Source organism: Geobacillus kaustophilus (assembly GCF_000948285.1).
Taxonomy (GTDB): domain Bacteria; phylum Bacillota; class Bacilli; order Bacillales; family Anoxybacillaceae; genus Geobacillus; species Geobacillus thermoleovorans_A.
In genome coordinates this window covers 2981022-2994478 of the sequence record NZ_JYBP01000003.1, presented here as the reverse complement: position 1 = coordinate 2994478, position 13457 = coordinate 2981022, and the positions used below count along the sequence as shown (strand labels likewise).

General features: G+C 49.6%; 14 protein-coding genes, 1 tRNA gene and 2 pseudogenes. 13 read left to right on the top strand and 4 right to left on the bottom strand.

Annotation, left to right across the window (positions count from 1 at the left end; all coding sequences use genetic code 11):
* Positions 1 to 73: 73 nt before the first annotated feature.
* The 7 genes from LG52_RS15500 (at position 74) to LG52_RS15470 (ending at position 6601) form a co-directional block, all read left to right on the top strand.
* Positions 74 to 1546 (top strand): tetratricopeptide repeat protein, encoded by a 1473-nt coding sequence (locus LG52_RS15500; protein WP_044732608.1) that lies wholly within the window; start codon positions 74 to 76, stop codon positions 1544 to 1546.
* Positions 1547 to 1621: 75 nt separating this feature from the next.
* Positions 1622 to 2578 (top strand): thioredoxin-disulfide reductase, encoded by a 957-nt coding sequence (gene trxB / locus LG52_RS15495; protein ID WP_044732607.1) that lies wholly within the window; start codon positions 1622 to 1624, stop codon positions 2576 to 2578.
* Positions 2579 to 2912: 334 nt separating this feature from the next.
* On the top strand, positions 2913 to 3389 hold the full coding sequence (locus LG52_RS15490) for an NUDIX hydrolase (protein ID WP_044732606.1): 477 nt from the start codon (positions 2913 to 2915) through the stop codon (positions 3387 to 3389).
* Between the two features lie 18 nt (positions 3390 to 3407).
* Positions 3408 to 4304, top strand: a complete 897-nt coding sequence (rapZ, locus tag LG52_RS15485; RefSeq protein WP_044732605.1) for an RNase adapter RapZ — start codon at positions 3408 to 3410, stop codon at positions 4302 to 4304.
* Complete coding sequence (locus tag LG52_RS15480; protein ID WP_044732604.1) at positions 4301 to 5254, top strand: gluconeogenesis factor YvcK family protein; 954 nt, start codon at positions 4301 to 4303, stop codon at positions 5252 to 5254. The genes rapZ and LG52_RS15480 overlap by 4 nt, the downstream gene beginning before the upstream one ends.
* A 112-nt stretch (positions 5255 to 5366) precedes the next feature.
* On the top strand, positions 5367 to 6329 hold the full coding sequence (whiA, locus tag LG52_RS15475) for a DNA-binding protein WhiA (protein ID WP_044732603.1): 963 nt from the start codon (positions 5367 to 5369) through the stop codon (positions 6327 to 6329).
* 14 nt (positions 6330 to 6343) lie between these two features.
* Complete coding sequence (locus LG52_RS15470; RefSeq protein WP_011232533.1) at positions 6344 to 6601, top strand: HPr family phosphocarrier protein; 258 nt, start codon at positions 6344 to 6346, stop codon at positions 6599 to 6601.
* A 79-nt stretch (positions 6602 to 6680) separates the two neighbouring features.
* Here LG52_RS15470 and clpP read toward each other — a convergent pair whose 3' ends face one another.
* Positions 6681 to 7271, bottom strand: a complete 591-nt coding sequence (clpP, locus tag LG52_RS15465) for an ATP-dependent Clp endopeptidase proteolytic subunit ClpP (protein ID WP_044732602.1) — start codon at positions 7269 to 7271, stop codon at positions 6681 to 6683.
* A 300-nt stretch (positions 7272 to 7571) separates the two neighbouring features.
* Between clpP and LG52_RS15460 the strand changes: the two genes are divergently transcribed.
* A tRNA-Arg gene (locus LG52_RS15460) sits at positions 7572 to 7643 on the top strand.
* A gap of 135 nt (positions 7644 to 7778) precedes the next feature.
* Here the strand turns inward: LG52_RS15460 and LG52_RS20680 are convergent.
* The 3 genes and pseudogenes from LG52_RS20680 to LG52_RS15450 form a co-directional block, all read right to left on the bottom strand.
* Positions 7779 to 7943 (bottom strand): annotated as a pseudogene (locus tag LG52_RS20680) (site-specific integrase); the annotation flags it as partial.
* A 54-nt stretch (positions 7944 to 7997) separates the two neighbouring features.
* Complete coding sequence (locus LG52_RS15455) at positions 7998 to 9179, bottom strand: IS701 family transposase (protein ID WP_044732601.1); 1182 nt, start codon at positions 9177 to 9179, stop codon at positions 7998 to 8000.
* Between the two features lie 144 nt (positions 9180 to 9323).
* On the bottom strand, positions 9324 to 10496 hold the full coding sequence (locus tag LG52_RS15450; RefSeq protein WP_044732600.1) for an ISL3 family transposase: 1173 nt from the start codon (positions 10494 to 10496) through the stop codon (positions 9324 to 9326).
* Between the two features lie 15 nt (positions 10497 to 10511).
* On the opposite strand from LG52_RS15450, the gene LG52_RS20395 reads away from it, so the two are divergent.
* The 5 genes and pseudogenes from LG52_RS20395 to tnpC all read left to right on the top strand — a co-directional run bounded on the left by LG52_RS20395 (position 10512) and on the right by tnpC (position 13426).
* Positions 10512 to 10820, top strand: coding sequence for a hypothetical protein (locus tag LG52_RS20395; RefSeq protein ID WP_197074556.1), 309 nt, complete (start codon positions 10512 to 10514; stop codon positions 10818 to 10820).
* A 17-nt stretch (positions 10821 to 10837) separates the two neighbouring features.
* Entirely contained in the window at positions 10838 to 11161 is a 324-nt protein-coding gene (locus LG52_RS15445) for a DUF6572 domain-containing protein (RefSeq protein WP_044732599.1), read from the top strand.
* 85 nt (positions 11162 to 11246) lie between these two features.
* A complete protein-coding gene (tnpA, locus tag LG52_RS15440; protein WP_044732598.1) occupies positions 11247 to 11564 on the top strand; it encodes an IS66 family insertion sequence element accessory protein TnpA in 318 nt (105 codons plus the stop codon).
* Positions 11558 to 11914 carry an IS66 family insertion sequence element accessory protein TnpB gene (gene tnpB, locus LG52_RS21055; protein WP_044732597.1) on the top strand — a complete coding sequence of 119 codons (357 nt, stop codon included), beginning with the start codon at positions 11558 to 11560 and terminating at the stop codon, positions 11912 to 11914. Before tnpA ends, tnpB begins: the two co-directional genes overlap by 7 nt.
* Before the next feature lie 113 nt (positions 11915 to 12027).
* Positions 12028 to 13426 (top strand): annotated as a pseudogene (gene tnpC, locus LG52_RS15430) (IS66 family transposase).
* Positions 13427 to 13457: the final 31 nt, after the last annotated feature.

Genomic DNA, 13457 nt, shown 5'->3' with positions numbered 1-13457 from the left:
AGTTTCTTGCTTGTTTTCGCCGCCGATATGGTATACTGTTGTTCGACGAATTTTACGGACGACGGAGGACAGAATGGGAAAACAACTGAAGCGATCATCACGAAAAGCGACGATTGTACCGTTCATCCAAAGCGGGGATTACTTTTTTAAGAAAGGAATGAAAGCATACGACCGAGGCGATTTGGAAAAGGCAATGAAATATTTTGAGCGCGCCGTCCGCTTGGATGAGCGCGATGCCGCGTTTGCCTTGCAGCTCGCCCTTGTGCTGTCGGAGCTTGGTGAATATCAATTTTCCAACCAGTGGCTGTTTAAAATTATTCACGATTTGGATGAGACGATGTACGACTGTTTGTATTTTTTGGCGAATAATTTCGCCTGCCTCGGGCTGTTTCGCGAAGCGAGGCAATACGCGGAGCGCTATTTGACGCATGAGCCGGACGGGGAGTTTGCCGACGATGCCGCCGACTTGCTTGAGCTGCTTCGGCTCGATGGCCTGGAATGGACGGAAGAGCAGGAAGACCTCATGGCGCTCGAGGATCGCGCCCGCCGTTTGCTTGAAGAGGAGCGGTTTGCGGAAGCGATTGAGGCGCTCGAGGCGATCGTCGCGCGCTATCCGGACGTTTGGTCGGCGCATAACAATTTGGCGCTTGCCTATTTTTACAGCGGCGATGTCGACAAAGCGAAACAGAAAGTGCGTGAAGTGCTCAAGCGCGATCCCGGCAATTTGCATGCGCTTTGCAACGTGCTTGTCTTCGCTTATTACTTGCGTGAGGAAGAACAGGCGGCCGCGCTTTGCGAGACGCTGGCCGGTTTGTATCCGTTTTTTCGCGAGCATCAATACAAGCTCGGGGCGACGTTTGCGCTTGTCGGGCGGTTCGATTTGGCGTTCCGTTGGCTGCACCGTTTGTATAAACAAGGCTTTGACGGTGATGGGCCATTTTATTATTGGCTCGCTTGCGCTGCCTACTATACTGGCCATGAGCCGCTCGCTCGGCAAATGTGGGAGATGTTCACCACGCTTCATCCGGAAAAACGCGGTGAGGAGCCGTGGGCCGTTTCAGCGCCGGCGGATGAGGCGCTCATCCGCTTGATGGCTTGGCTGGAGGGAGACGAGCTGGCCGACCGTCTGTACGGATTGTACTGGTTCAGCCGCTCGCCGCAGGCGAAAGAGGCATCGATGTCGCTTGCGGTATGCCGCCTCTTGCCGTCCGATCCCCGTCTTCGCCCGTTTATCGACTGCTTTTTGTTCGGCTTAACTGACGGCCCGTCTGCTTGGGCGGCGAACATCGGCCGCATGGTCGATGCGCTTTCGGTAAATAATGAGGAAAAGGAAGCGCTCTGTCGCTTTGCCTTCGCGATGGCTGCTCATCCATCGGCCTATGGCGAATCGTTTGCCAACGGAGCGGCATGGGCGGCGGCGATCGAATACATTTGGCGCCAGCAGCAAGGAGAGCGTGTGACGCAAAGGGAGATGGCGGCCAAATACGGCGTCTCAGCGGCGACGGTGGGAAAATATGTGCAAAAAGCGCGCCACCTCTATACGTGAGCAAATCAATAGACAGGGCGAATCGACTTCTATATGATGAAAATGAAAGGATTATCAAGCGAGGGAGTGGACGGTGTGGCAGAGGAAAAAATTTACGATGTCATTATTGCCGGAGCCGGGCCGGCTGGGCTGACGGCGGCTGTCTATACATCGCGCGCCAATTTGTCGACGCTGATGATCGAGCGCGGCGTCCCGGGCGGGCAAATGGTCAACACTGAGGAAGTTGAGAACTATCCTGGTTTTGAAACGATTTTAGGCCCAGAATTGGCGGCGAAAATGTTTGAACATGCGAAAAAATTCGGAGCGGAATACGCATACGGCGATGTGAAAGAAATCATCGACGGCGAGGCGTACAAAACGGTCATCGTCGGCGACAAACAGTACAAGGCGCGCGCGGTCATCATCGCTACCGGGGCGGAGTACAAAAAGCTTGGCGTTCCGGGAGAGGCAGAGCTCGGCGGCCGCGGCGTTTCGTACTGTGCAGTGTGCGACGGGGCGTTTTTCAAAGGAAAAGACTTGGTTGTCGTCGGCGGGGGGGACTCGGCGGTCGAGGAAGGCGTCTATTTGACCCGCTTTGCCAACAAAGTGACGATCGTTCACCGCCGCGACAAGCTGCGGGCGCAAAAAATTTTGCAAGACCGGGCGTTCGCCAATGAAAAAATTGATTTCATCTGGAACCATACGGTGAAACAAATCAACGAGAAGGACGGGAAAGTCGGCAGCGTGACGCTTGTGCATACGCAAACGGGCGAAGAGCGCGAATTCCCGTGCGACGGCGTGTTCATTTACATCGGAATGGTGCCGCTCTCGAAGCCGTTTGCCCATCTTGGCATCACGAATGAAAACGGCTATATCGTGACGAACGAAAAGATGGAGACGAAAGTGCCGGGTATTTTCGCCGCCGGCGATGTACGGGAAAAAACACTCCGGCAAATCGTGACGGCGACCGGCGACGGCAGCATCGCCGCGCAAAGCGCCCAGCATTACGTCGAGGAACTGAAAGAAAAGCTCCATAAGCAAGGGGTCAGCTGAGCCAGTAACGAAATCGCAACAAAATGGTAATGGTGATTTAACCCAGATGTAACACGAATGCAATAGAAATGTCGTATGCTATAAGTAAGTAATTGACCCCCTTTTATATAGATCCTTGATTTGGCGCGGGCGTTTGTCCGCGTCTCTTTTTTGTTTTGCGCTTGCATCTCGCCGCGCTCTTAAAACGGCTGGGGATGGGCGTCTTTTGGGTGGAGGGAGTGTTGGGGCCCGGCGGCTTTTTGCAGGCGGGAAAGAGGACGGTTTCCAACGGTTTGAAGGTGGAGCGGCCTAACTATTTATGGTAAAATGAAAGTGATCATGTGCGTGTTTGCGGATGGTTGGGGTGAATGAATTGCAACGGGTGACAAACTGCGTATTATATAAAGACGGCCAAGTGCTGCTGCTGCAAAAGCCGAAGCGCGGCTGGTGGGTCGCCCCGGGAGGCAAAATGGAGCCCGGCGAGACGGTGCGCGAAGCGTGCATTCGCGAATACCGGGAAGAGACGGGCATCTACTTGAAGAATCCGGAGCTGAAAGGCGTCTTTACGATCGTGATGAAAAATGGGGACGAAACAACATCCGAGTGGATGATGTTTACGTTTTTCGCCGACGATTTCATTGGCGAAAACGTGCCGTCTTCCGAAGAGGGGACGCTCGCCTGGCATAAAGTGGAGACGCTTTCGACGCTGTCGATGGCTCCCGGCGACTACCATATTTTGGACTACGCCTTGAAAGGAAAAGGGGTCATGTACGGGGTGTTTGTCTATACAGAGGAATTCGAGCTGCTTTCATATCGGCTCGATCCGAGCTGAGGGAGAGGAGGGAAGGAGATGGGGCAAAACGGGGCGCTGCAGCCGATTCAGCTCGTCATTATCACCGGCATGTCCGGCGCGGGAAAGACGGTGGCGATTCAAAGCTTCGAAGACCTCGGCTTTTTTTGTATTGACAACTTGCCGCCGACGCTGCTGCCGAAATTTTTGGAGCTCGTCAAAGAGTCCGGGAATAAAATGAACAAAGTCGCTCTTGTCATGGATTTGCGCAGCCGCGACTTTTTCGACCATTTGTTCGCTGCGCTCGATGAGTTGGCTGAGCAGGCGTGGGTCGTCCCCCAGGTGTTGTTCTTGGACGCTCAAGATTCGACGTTGGTGGCCCGTTACAAAGAAACGCGGCGGACGCATCCGCTTGCGCCGAACGAGCCCCCGCTTGAAGGAATCCGTTTGGAACGGAAGCTGCTCGAAGAACTGAAAGGGCGGGCGCAGATCATTTACGATACGACCGGACTGAAGCCGCGCGAGCTGCGGGAGAAAATCATCCGCCAGTTCTCATCGCATGCTCAATCCGGGTTTACCATCAACGTCATGTCGTTTGGGTTTAAGTACGGCATTCCAATTGATGCAGATTTGGTGTTTGACGTCCGCTTTTTGCCGAACCCGCATTACATTGAACATATGCGGCCGAAAACCGGGTTGGATGATGAAGTATCGTCCTACGTGCTCAAGTGGGGGGAAACGCAAAAGTTTTTGGAAAAGCTCATTGACTTGTTGTCGTTTATGCTGCCGTATTACCAGCGCGAAGGAAAAAGCCAGCTGGTGATCGCCATCGGCTGCACGGGCGGGCAGCACCGTTCGGTGGCGCTCGCCGAATACATTGCCCGCCATTTTTCGGCCGACTATAAAACCGTTGTCTCGCACCGGGACATGGAGAGGAGAAAGGACATACACCGATGAGGAACGAACGAGCAGCGAAACTGGTCGTCATCGGCGGCGGCACCGGGCTTCCCGTCCTACTGAGGGGGCTGAAGCAGCATGAATTGGATTTGACCGCCATTGTCACGGTCGCCGATGATGGAGGGAGTTCCGGGCGGCTGCGCGATGAGCTGCGCATTCCGCCGCCCGGGGATGTCCGCAACGTATTGGCCGCGCTGTCTGACGTCGAGCCGCTCATTGTCGAGCTGTTCCAGCACCGTTTTCAAAACGGCAACGGCTTATCCGGCCATTCGCTCGGCAATTTGATTTTGGCAGCGCTCACGTCGATTACCGGCGATTTTGTCAAGGCGATCCGTGAGATGAGCAAAGTGTTGAACGTGCGCGGCCAAGTGCTGCCGGCGGCGAACAAAAGCGTTGTGTTGCACGCAGAGATGGAAGATGGCTCCATCGTCTCCGGCGAGTCAAAAATCCCTAAGGCGGGAAAAAAAATTAAGAGGGTGTTTTTAACGCCGGAAGACATTGAGCCGCTGCCGGAGACGGTTGATGCCATCCGCCGCGCCGATTTGATTGTCATTGGGCCGGGCAGCTTGTACACCAGCATCTTGCCGAACTTGCTCGTGCCGAAAATCGGGCAGGAAGTATGCAAGGCGAAGGCGAAAAAAGTATATATATGCAACATTATGACTCAGGCCGGCGAGACGCCGCACTATACGGTGAGCGACCATGTGGAGGCGCTTCATGCTCATCTTGGCGGCCCGTTTTTGGACGCGGTGATCATCAACAGCGGAGCGATCCCGGAAGCGATCCGCCGCCGCTACGAGGCGGAGCGGGCCGAGCCGGTGCGTGACGACAGCAGCGGGCTTTCGTTGCAAGTCATCCGCGACGATATTGTCGCGTATGAAGATGGGGTGATTCGCCATAATACGGCGAAAGTCGCCGCCCTCCTTCTCGGGCTTCTCCCTCACTGTTAAAGGCAGGGGTTGAGCAGGCCGCGCAATGGGCGGCGCCGCTTCCTATGGCCGCGCCGAAGATTAGGCACCTCCAACCGGCCGGATGCGGGGAACGAATGGAGGTGAGGCAATCGTGTCTTTTGCATCGGAAACAAAAAAGGAATTGACCCATTTAGAGGTGAAGCCTTGTTGCTTGCGCGCGGAGCTGTCGGCGCTTTTGCGCATGAACGGTTCGCTGTCGTTTTCCGGCGGGCGGATGGCGGTCGATGTCCAGACAGAAAATGCGGCGATCGCTCGGCGCATTTATACGTTATTGAAAAAGGGCTGCGATGTCGCCGTTGAGCTGTTTGTCCGCAAGAAAATGCGCCTGAAAAAAAATAACGTCTACATCGTCCGCGTGACCGACGGTGCGGCCTCTTTGCTTCGTAAGCTCCACATTGTAAACGGCGATTTTTCGCTCATCCATGACATTTCCTCGGAGCTCGTCAAGAAAAAATGCTGCAAGCGCTCGTATTTGCGCGGCGCGTTCTTAGCTGGCGGTTCGGTCAACAATCCGGAGACGTCGTCCTACCATTTGGAGATTTTTTCGCTGTATGAGGAGCATAACCGGGCGTTATGTGAACTGATGAACAGTCACTTTTTTTTAAATGCGAAAACGTTGGAACGGAAGAAGGGGTTTATTACGTATTTAAAAGAGGCGGAAAAAATCGCCGAGTTTTTGAACATCATCGGCGCCCATCAAGCGCTGCTCCGCTTTGAGGACATTCGCATCGTCCGCGATATGCGCAACTCGGTCAATCGGCTCGTCAACTGCGAGACAGCCAATTTAAACAAGACGATCGGCGCTGCGCTTCGCCAGGTGGAGAACATCCGCTATATCGACGAGACGATCGGCCTTGATTCACTGCCCGCCAAGCTGCGGGAAATCGCGAAGCTTCGCATCGAGCATCAAGACGTGACGTTGAAAGAGCTCGGCGAGATGGTTGCAGGCGGAAAAATCAGCAAATCCGGCATCAACCATCGCCTCCGCAAAATCGACGAGATCGCAGAGCGGCTGCGGGCCGGAAAGCCGATCGATTTCCATAAATCGCTGTAAAGGGGAGATGGAGAATGGTTGAAAAACAAGTGGAAGTGAAATTAAAAACCGGGCTGCAAGCGCGCCCGGCGGCGTTGTTCGTCCAAGAAGCGAACCGCTTCTCGGCAGACGTCTTTTTGGAGAAAGACGGAAAACGAGTCAACGCGAAAAGCATTATGGGCTTAATGAGCCTCGCCATCGGCCATGGAGCGGTGATCACGCTCATTGCCGACGGTCCGGATGAGCAAGAAGCGATCGAAAAGCTCGCCGCCTATGTGCAAAAGGAAAAGTAAAGCGGCGTGGAAGGCTGGCGGGGAAAGGAATGGAAAAGGCTGCTCCGTTGTTGCCGGAAGCAGCCTTTTGCTTTTCATTTTATTTTTCATCAGCGCGCGTCAGCACGCGGTCAATGATGCCGTATTCTTTTGCTTTTTGCGCGGTCATAAAGTTGTCGCGGTCCGTATCGCGCTCGATCACCTCGATCGGCTGGCCGGTGTTTTCCGATAAAATGCGGTTCAATTTGTCGCGCAAGAACAAAATGCGCTTCGCTGCGATTTCGATTTCTGTCGCTTGCCCTTGGGCTCCGCCGAGCGGTTGGTGGATCATGATTTCACTGTTTGGCAAGGCGAACCGTTTTCCTTTCGCACCAGCGGCAAGCAAAAACGCGCCCATTGATGCCGCCATGCCGATGCAAATCGTCGATACGTCCGGCTTGATGAACTGCATGGTGTCGTAAATCGCCAGGCCGGCTGTGATCGAGCCGCCCGGGCTGTTGATGTACAAGGAAATATCTTTGTCCGGGTCTTCCGCCGCCAAAAACAACAGCTGCGACACGATCGAGTTGGCCACTTGGTCGTCGATCGGGCTGCCAAGGAACACGATTCGGTCTTTCAATAAGCGCGAATAAATGTCGTACGCTCGCTCCCCGCGGTTCGTCTGTTCGATGACAGTCGGAATCAAATACATGAAAAACGCCTCCTTTTCCATCCTAATGGATCAATATGTACGCCTTAATCATACATGAATGGTCAATGAAGGTCAAACAAAACGACCTTCCTCATTCTTTATAACATATTCGCGGCTAGCGGGAACATCCCTCTTTTCATCATAACCGCTTTTTTATTTTTTTAACCAGTTGCCTGTGGCGGTGGCATTGATGTGGAAGGAGCAAAGGCCTAATTTTTCCTGTTTTTTATTGCATTTTTCCCCTTGCATTTTTGCACGATCCTGCTATAATAGAACATGCACGGAACAACAAGTGAACATGCCCTCGTAGTGTAGTGGATAGCACGAGAGATTCCGGTTCTCTTAGCGTGGGTTCGAATCCTGCCGAGGGCGTTACTAGTATCCGATCAGTTCGGATTAAAATTCTCAAACTCCTTGATGCGACCGCATTTGCGGTCATTTTTCATTTTTGGGGAATCCCCAAAAAAACGATAGAATCCGAAAAAATTTTGCACGAATTTTGCACGGCTATTTGGCATGATACAGCTCCTCCATCGCGAGATCAACCTGCCGAGATTCTTTTTGTTCCATTTCGTCTAAAATGTGCGAATAAGTCTGCAAAGTGGTTACAATATCTTTATGGCCAAGTCGCCGAGACACATACTTAATGTTCACGCCTTTATATAAGTAGATGAGCATTTTCCGTTACAATAATTTCCATGATTAGAGAGACAAACAGGGCACCCCTTATGCGATACGGAGCCATTTTTTGATCACATCAATGGGAATATCTTGCTTCGCAGCGTTATAAATGAACTCGACGACGCTGTGGCCTTTCCGCGACCGAAGCAGCTCCAGTCCAGCGGAAAGGGTTTGTTGAGATTCGGCGATGCTGTACACGCAGGAGGGTAGCACCACTGCCCAATACCGTTTCACCGTCCGAATGTGACGAACACGGTACCCATCGAGCTTCAGCTGGTCTTTTGCCTGCCGGAAAAAGCATTCGATCGACCAGCGTTGGGCATCGTAACGCAAGATCTCTTCGTCACTCAGCTCCCGATCAGTGCTCAAGACGCAATGAAGATGTTCGGGTGTCATCGGTTGGTCGGCTTTCCAAACAAGCAGCACCACCGCATCATCGAGACCGTTGAGCGCTCCTTCGCAGCGATAGACGCGATAACGCTCTTCTCCCACCGTGACGAGGCGAGTGTCGTCTGGTTCGATGGAGCGGCTCAACTGCTTCGCTTGAACGGCGATGCCGTTCGGATAGAGAATGCGGTTCGTTTTGAGCATCGCGATGACGTGAAATCCTTTTTTCAGACAAGCTTCCACGAGCGCTTTCGATGGATGCCAAGAGTCCATCAGCACATAAACGGGACGGCGTACATCCAACGAAGAAAGCATCTTGATCGCGAGTTCTCCTTTGCTTTTCCCAGCCGCCTTGTCGTAGAGGCGGAACGCAAAGGGAAACGCCTGGGTTGCAGTATGAACCATAAGCCAAACGAGAGAATGTCCCCCGATCGACTTTTTCTCTGTATGAGAATCGTGCCAATCACACGCTTGAATGGCGTTTGTTGCCCGTGGCGAAGGCTTCGTTTTTTGGCAAATCGTATCATCGATCGAAACAAACAGGGGTTGATTCTCCTGTTTGGCGATGCGTTCGACACAACGAAGGATCCACTGCTGGAGTTTGCGAAGCAGCGTTTCTTCCTCCCAAGGGCTTTTCGTGAAAAAATGGCTCAGTGTCGTGCGATGATTCGGGTGAAAACTCCCATGATGGAGATCGGTCAGTGTTCCCGAAAAGCCTTTCGTGATCATCGCATCCACGATATGAACAAGATGCTTTAGGACAGGTTTTGAAAAATAAAGAGCCAACCCCAGCGTCGTGAAAAACTTGTGGATTCCTTGATGATGTGCTAATCTATTCATGAGACATGAACCTCCTTGTGAATGGTTTGATGACACATCTATTCTAACCAAGGAATCGGGTTCATGTCTCCTTTTTTGTTTGGATGTAAATTTATGTTAGTGATTTTGCTGGTTCATCACCAAAAGATGTACTTGCACCTGCCATTAAAGTATGTTAGTCGTTTCTAACCGAACCCGTAATGCAAAACGCTGGATATTTCTGTATCCATATCCTCGACGTTTGATCAGCTTGATCTTGTTGTTCGTTCCTTCCATTTTCCCATTCGAGTAAGGGGATAAAATGCAAGAAACGATTTCTTCTGTTCGCTTGACGAGCGCTTTTGCAATCGCGCGCACAACCGAACAAGGACAAAACGAATACCGATGAATCCAAGACTCCAAACGTCGTTTCGCCTGTTGCTCGTCTTTGCTTTTGGACACATAACGAAAATGTTGGAGCGATTGGTAGACCGACTTTAAGTCATCGCTTTCATTACACCATTCTCGTACGATTTGACGTTCTTCCTCCGTCAATTTCTCTGGGCATGTGCTCAATAAACGGCAAACGTAACGAACATTTCCGTGTCTCTTGCTTCCTTTGTCTACATATTTGCGGCAACGATCTAAAGCATCCGTAAACAGCTGAATGACATGGAAATAATCGACCACGTGTGTCGCCTCTGGGCAACCCCCTTGAATGGCTTTTTTCATCGCTGGGGCTAAATCGCTTACGACATACTGAACAGAACGAGACACATGCGCCAACGCACGTCTGATGGCTTCCTCGTTCTTTCCAGCTTCGATGGCATACCCTTCTCCCGTCTCGGCATCCATGATCGCCACTGCGTAGTCATGCCCTTTTCGAAAGGCAAATTCATCGACACAAACCGCCTTTGGTTGGATATCATTCGATAGGAAGGAAGGGGCATGGGTATAAAACCAACGTTCCACGGTCGTGTAAGGGAGTTTGAGCATCCGAGCTACTGCCTGAATGGATGTCCCGATGCAAGATTGCGCCACCCATTGCTGAAAAGCGTCTGTTGCCACACTTGGAGGGGAGATTTCTGGATAAGACGTGCTGAACGTCATGCCACACGTACTACAACGTCTGCGCTCGACAGGGAGTTCAATCCAAAAAATCCCGATTCGTTGAGCATAGCCATGCATCCATTGCTTCTTTTTTCCTGTCATTTTGATCGTGCGTTTCAAGCAGACAGGACATAATGGGCATTGTTCAGGTAGAGAAAGTTCGAAAATCCAACGATCTCCTTCTTTTCGCACCTTTTGAATCAAAACATCTGGTAAATCGATAAGTTCTTTGATAAACTGAGAGTACATGCGAATTTTCCTCCAATGGTTTGGTTTGGTCACCTTTACCATACAGGAAAATTCGCATTTTTTGTACCCTCTATTTTCGCTATGCACACCGATCTTAAATCATCAAGTACAACTTGTGGTGAAGAGCCTAAAAATAGTCAAACAGGGCAAATACAATGTGTAGAATGTAAAGCTTCCTCTACAGCACCACTAACAAAAAATCAAAAGAAAGCTTTTCCAGAGATTGAACAATCGGGGGCTACGGTTGTAGGAAAAGGAAAAGCTCCTTATACGGGTGGAACCAAAATTCCTCCGACAAAAGTAGAAATTATTCGAAAAAAATAAATTTGGAGTGATGACAAATGCCGTTACAAAATACTAATGAAGTTGACATTATTAGTTTAAATAAGGAAACAGGGATTGTAACTTTGGGGATTATTGATTCCCTTGAGTGGGAAAATGAAGAGGAACATTTATTACTTCTCCAAGAAAAAATAAATGTATACTTAAGTTTTATTGAAAGCGGAGAAATATATTCTACTTATGAGGATGCAAAAGGGAGAGAGTTCGAAATAAAAATTTATTTCAAAAACAAATTTCCTGATAAATGCAAGGACTTTTTAACGAGAGTCTCCGAAATTCTTAACGATGCAGGATACTATTTTAATTTTCAGGTTGGTATATAAGTAAGCGTCAAATTCTTCCCACCTAGTTTTGTCTTAATATCCATGCCATAATTTCTTTAGAAATCTTTATGAAAGAGGTATGGGTATGGACAAAAACGAGTTAAGACGTGAGTGGGAACAGCGCATCGCTGATTACAGGGCAAGTGGTCTCACACGAGCCAAATGGTGTCAACAGAATGGGTTCAAGGATCACCAGTTGAAGTATTGGATCAAACGGATCGAAGGCTCAACGGTTCCATCTAAACCTTCTACAACATGGACATCCGTTGTCATGGTAGATCCATCGAGCGACAATGAGAGTTCCATTCAAGTGAAAATCGGCGAATGTTCAATCGAAGTGAAACAAGGGTTTAATCCTTCACTTTTTGCCGATGTAGTAAAGGTGTTGAAATTCTTATGTTGAATATAGCGACAGTCCGTCATGTTTATCTCGCTCGCGGGAACACCGATTTACGAAAATCAATCGATGGGTTGGCAGCTATCGTTCAAGAACAATTTCAACTCGATCCCTTTTCTTCTAGTCTTTTTGTTTTCTGCAATCGTGGGCGAGATAAATTGAAAATTCTTCATTGGGATCATAACGGGTTTTGGTTATATTATCGCCGACTTGAACGTGGAACGTTTGATTGGCCTTCCGCTGATCATTCGGAACCGTTGAACATTAGCTCGCGCCAATTACGCTGGCTACTGGATGGGCTATCATTCGATCAGAAACAAGCGCATTCAGCGGTAACCGCAAAGAAAGTTATTTAAATAATAAACATTCAGGGAATTTCGCTGTTTTATTGTATAATGAACATATGGAAAAAACAGCGAAATTCCCTCATTCTCATCTTACAACTGAAGATCTCCTTAAACGCTTAGACATGCTCGAAAAGCAAAATGCAGAATTGCAGGCGAAACTAAAAAAACAACAGGAGTTGGAAGAAAAATTAAAGTGGTACGAAGAACAACTTCGCCTTCTGCAACATAAACGCTTTGGCGTTTCGAGTGAAAAAATCCATCCTGGTCAATTGGAACTATTCAACGAGGTAGAAAGCGAAGCAAACTTTGATTTGCCAGAACCTACTGTTGAGTCCATTACATATCAACGCCGCCGAAAAAAACGTGGACATCGCGACGCGATGCTTGAAAACTTGCCTGTCGAAACGGTTGAATACCGTTTATCTGATGAAGAACAGGTCTGTTCGTGTTGCGGTGGTACTCTACATGAAATGAGCACAGAAGTACGACAAGAGCTTGTTTATATTCCTGCGGAATGAAAAGTCGTCAAACATGTGCAATATGTTTATGCTTGCCGTCACTGTTCAGCGAATGGGTGTCCCTCTGTCTCGGCAAACATTTGCCAATTGGATGATTATGGGGGCAGAACGATGGCTTAGTGAGCTGTATCATCGAATGCATGAGCTCCTTTTAGAGCGCGATATTCTTCATGCCGACGAAACGACTCTCCAGGTTCTTCGGGAACCAGGAAGATCGGCCACTTCTACGTCCTATTTGTGGCTGTATCGTACAGGGATCGAAGGCCCACCGATTATCCTTTATGATTATCAAGAAACAAGGGCTGGGGAAAATCCAAGAAAATTCCTAAATGGGTTCAAAGGCTACTTGCAGGTAGATGGATATGCAGGATATCATAAAGTTCCTGACGTAACCTTGGTTGGTTGTTGGGCTCACGCTCGAAGAGAGTTTACGAATGCCCTAAAATCCTTGCCTGCCGGCGTAAAGTCCGTGACAGCTACCGAGGGTCTTCATTTCTGTAATCAACTGTTTGCGGTAGAACGCAAATTAAAACATTTAGAGCCTCAGGAGCGCTATCAAGAACGCCTCAAACAAAGTAAGCCGATCTTGGATGCTTTCTTATCATGGCTAAAAAAACAGGAGCAGCAAGTGTTGCCTAAGAGTGCACTAGGAAAAGCCATTGCATACTGTCTGAATCAATGGGATAAGTTAGTGGCCTTTTTAGAGGATGGGCGACTGCAGATCGATAATAATCGCAGTGAGCGATCCATCAAACCGATCGTGATAGGAAGGAAAAATTGGCTTTTCGCCAATACACCGCAAGGTGCTCGAGCGAGTGCTATCATTTACAGCGTGGTAGAGACAGCGATAGCGAATCGGCTACATCCGTATTATTATCTTCGCTATCTGTTTGAGCAGCTTCCCAATATGGATATATCAGACAGTCGTGCATTGGATCAAGTACTTCCTTGGTCTAAAACACTTCCTGTTTCATGTATTGCTTTTCATCAACTAACTCAATAATACCTTAAGCCTCGGCCTTCAAAAAGGTGGG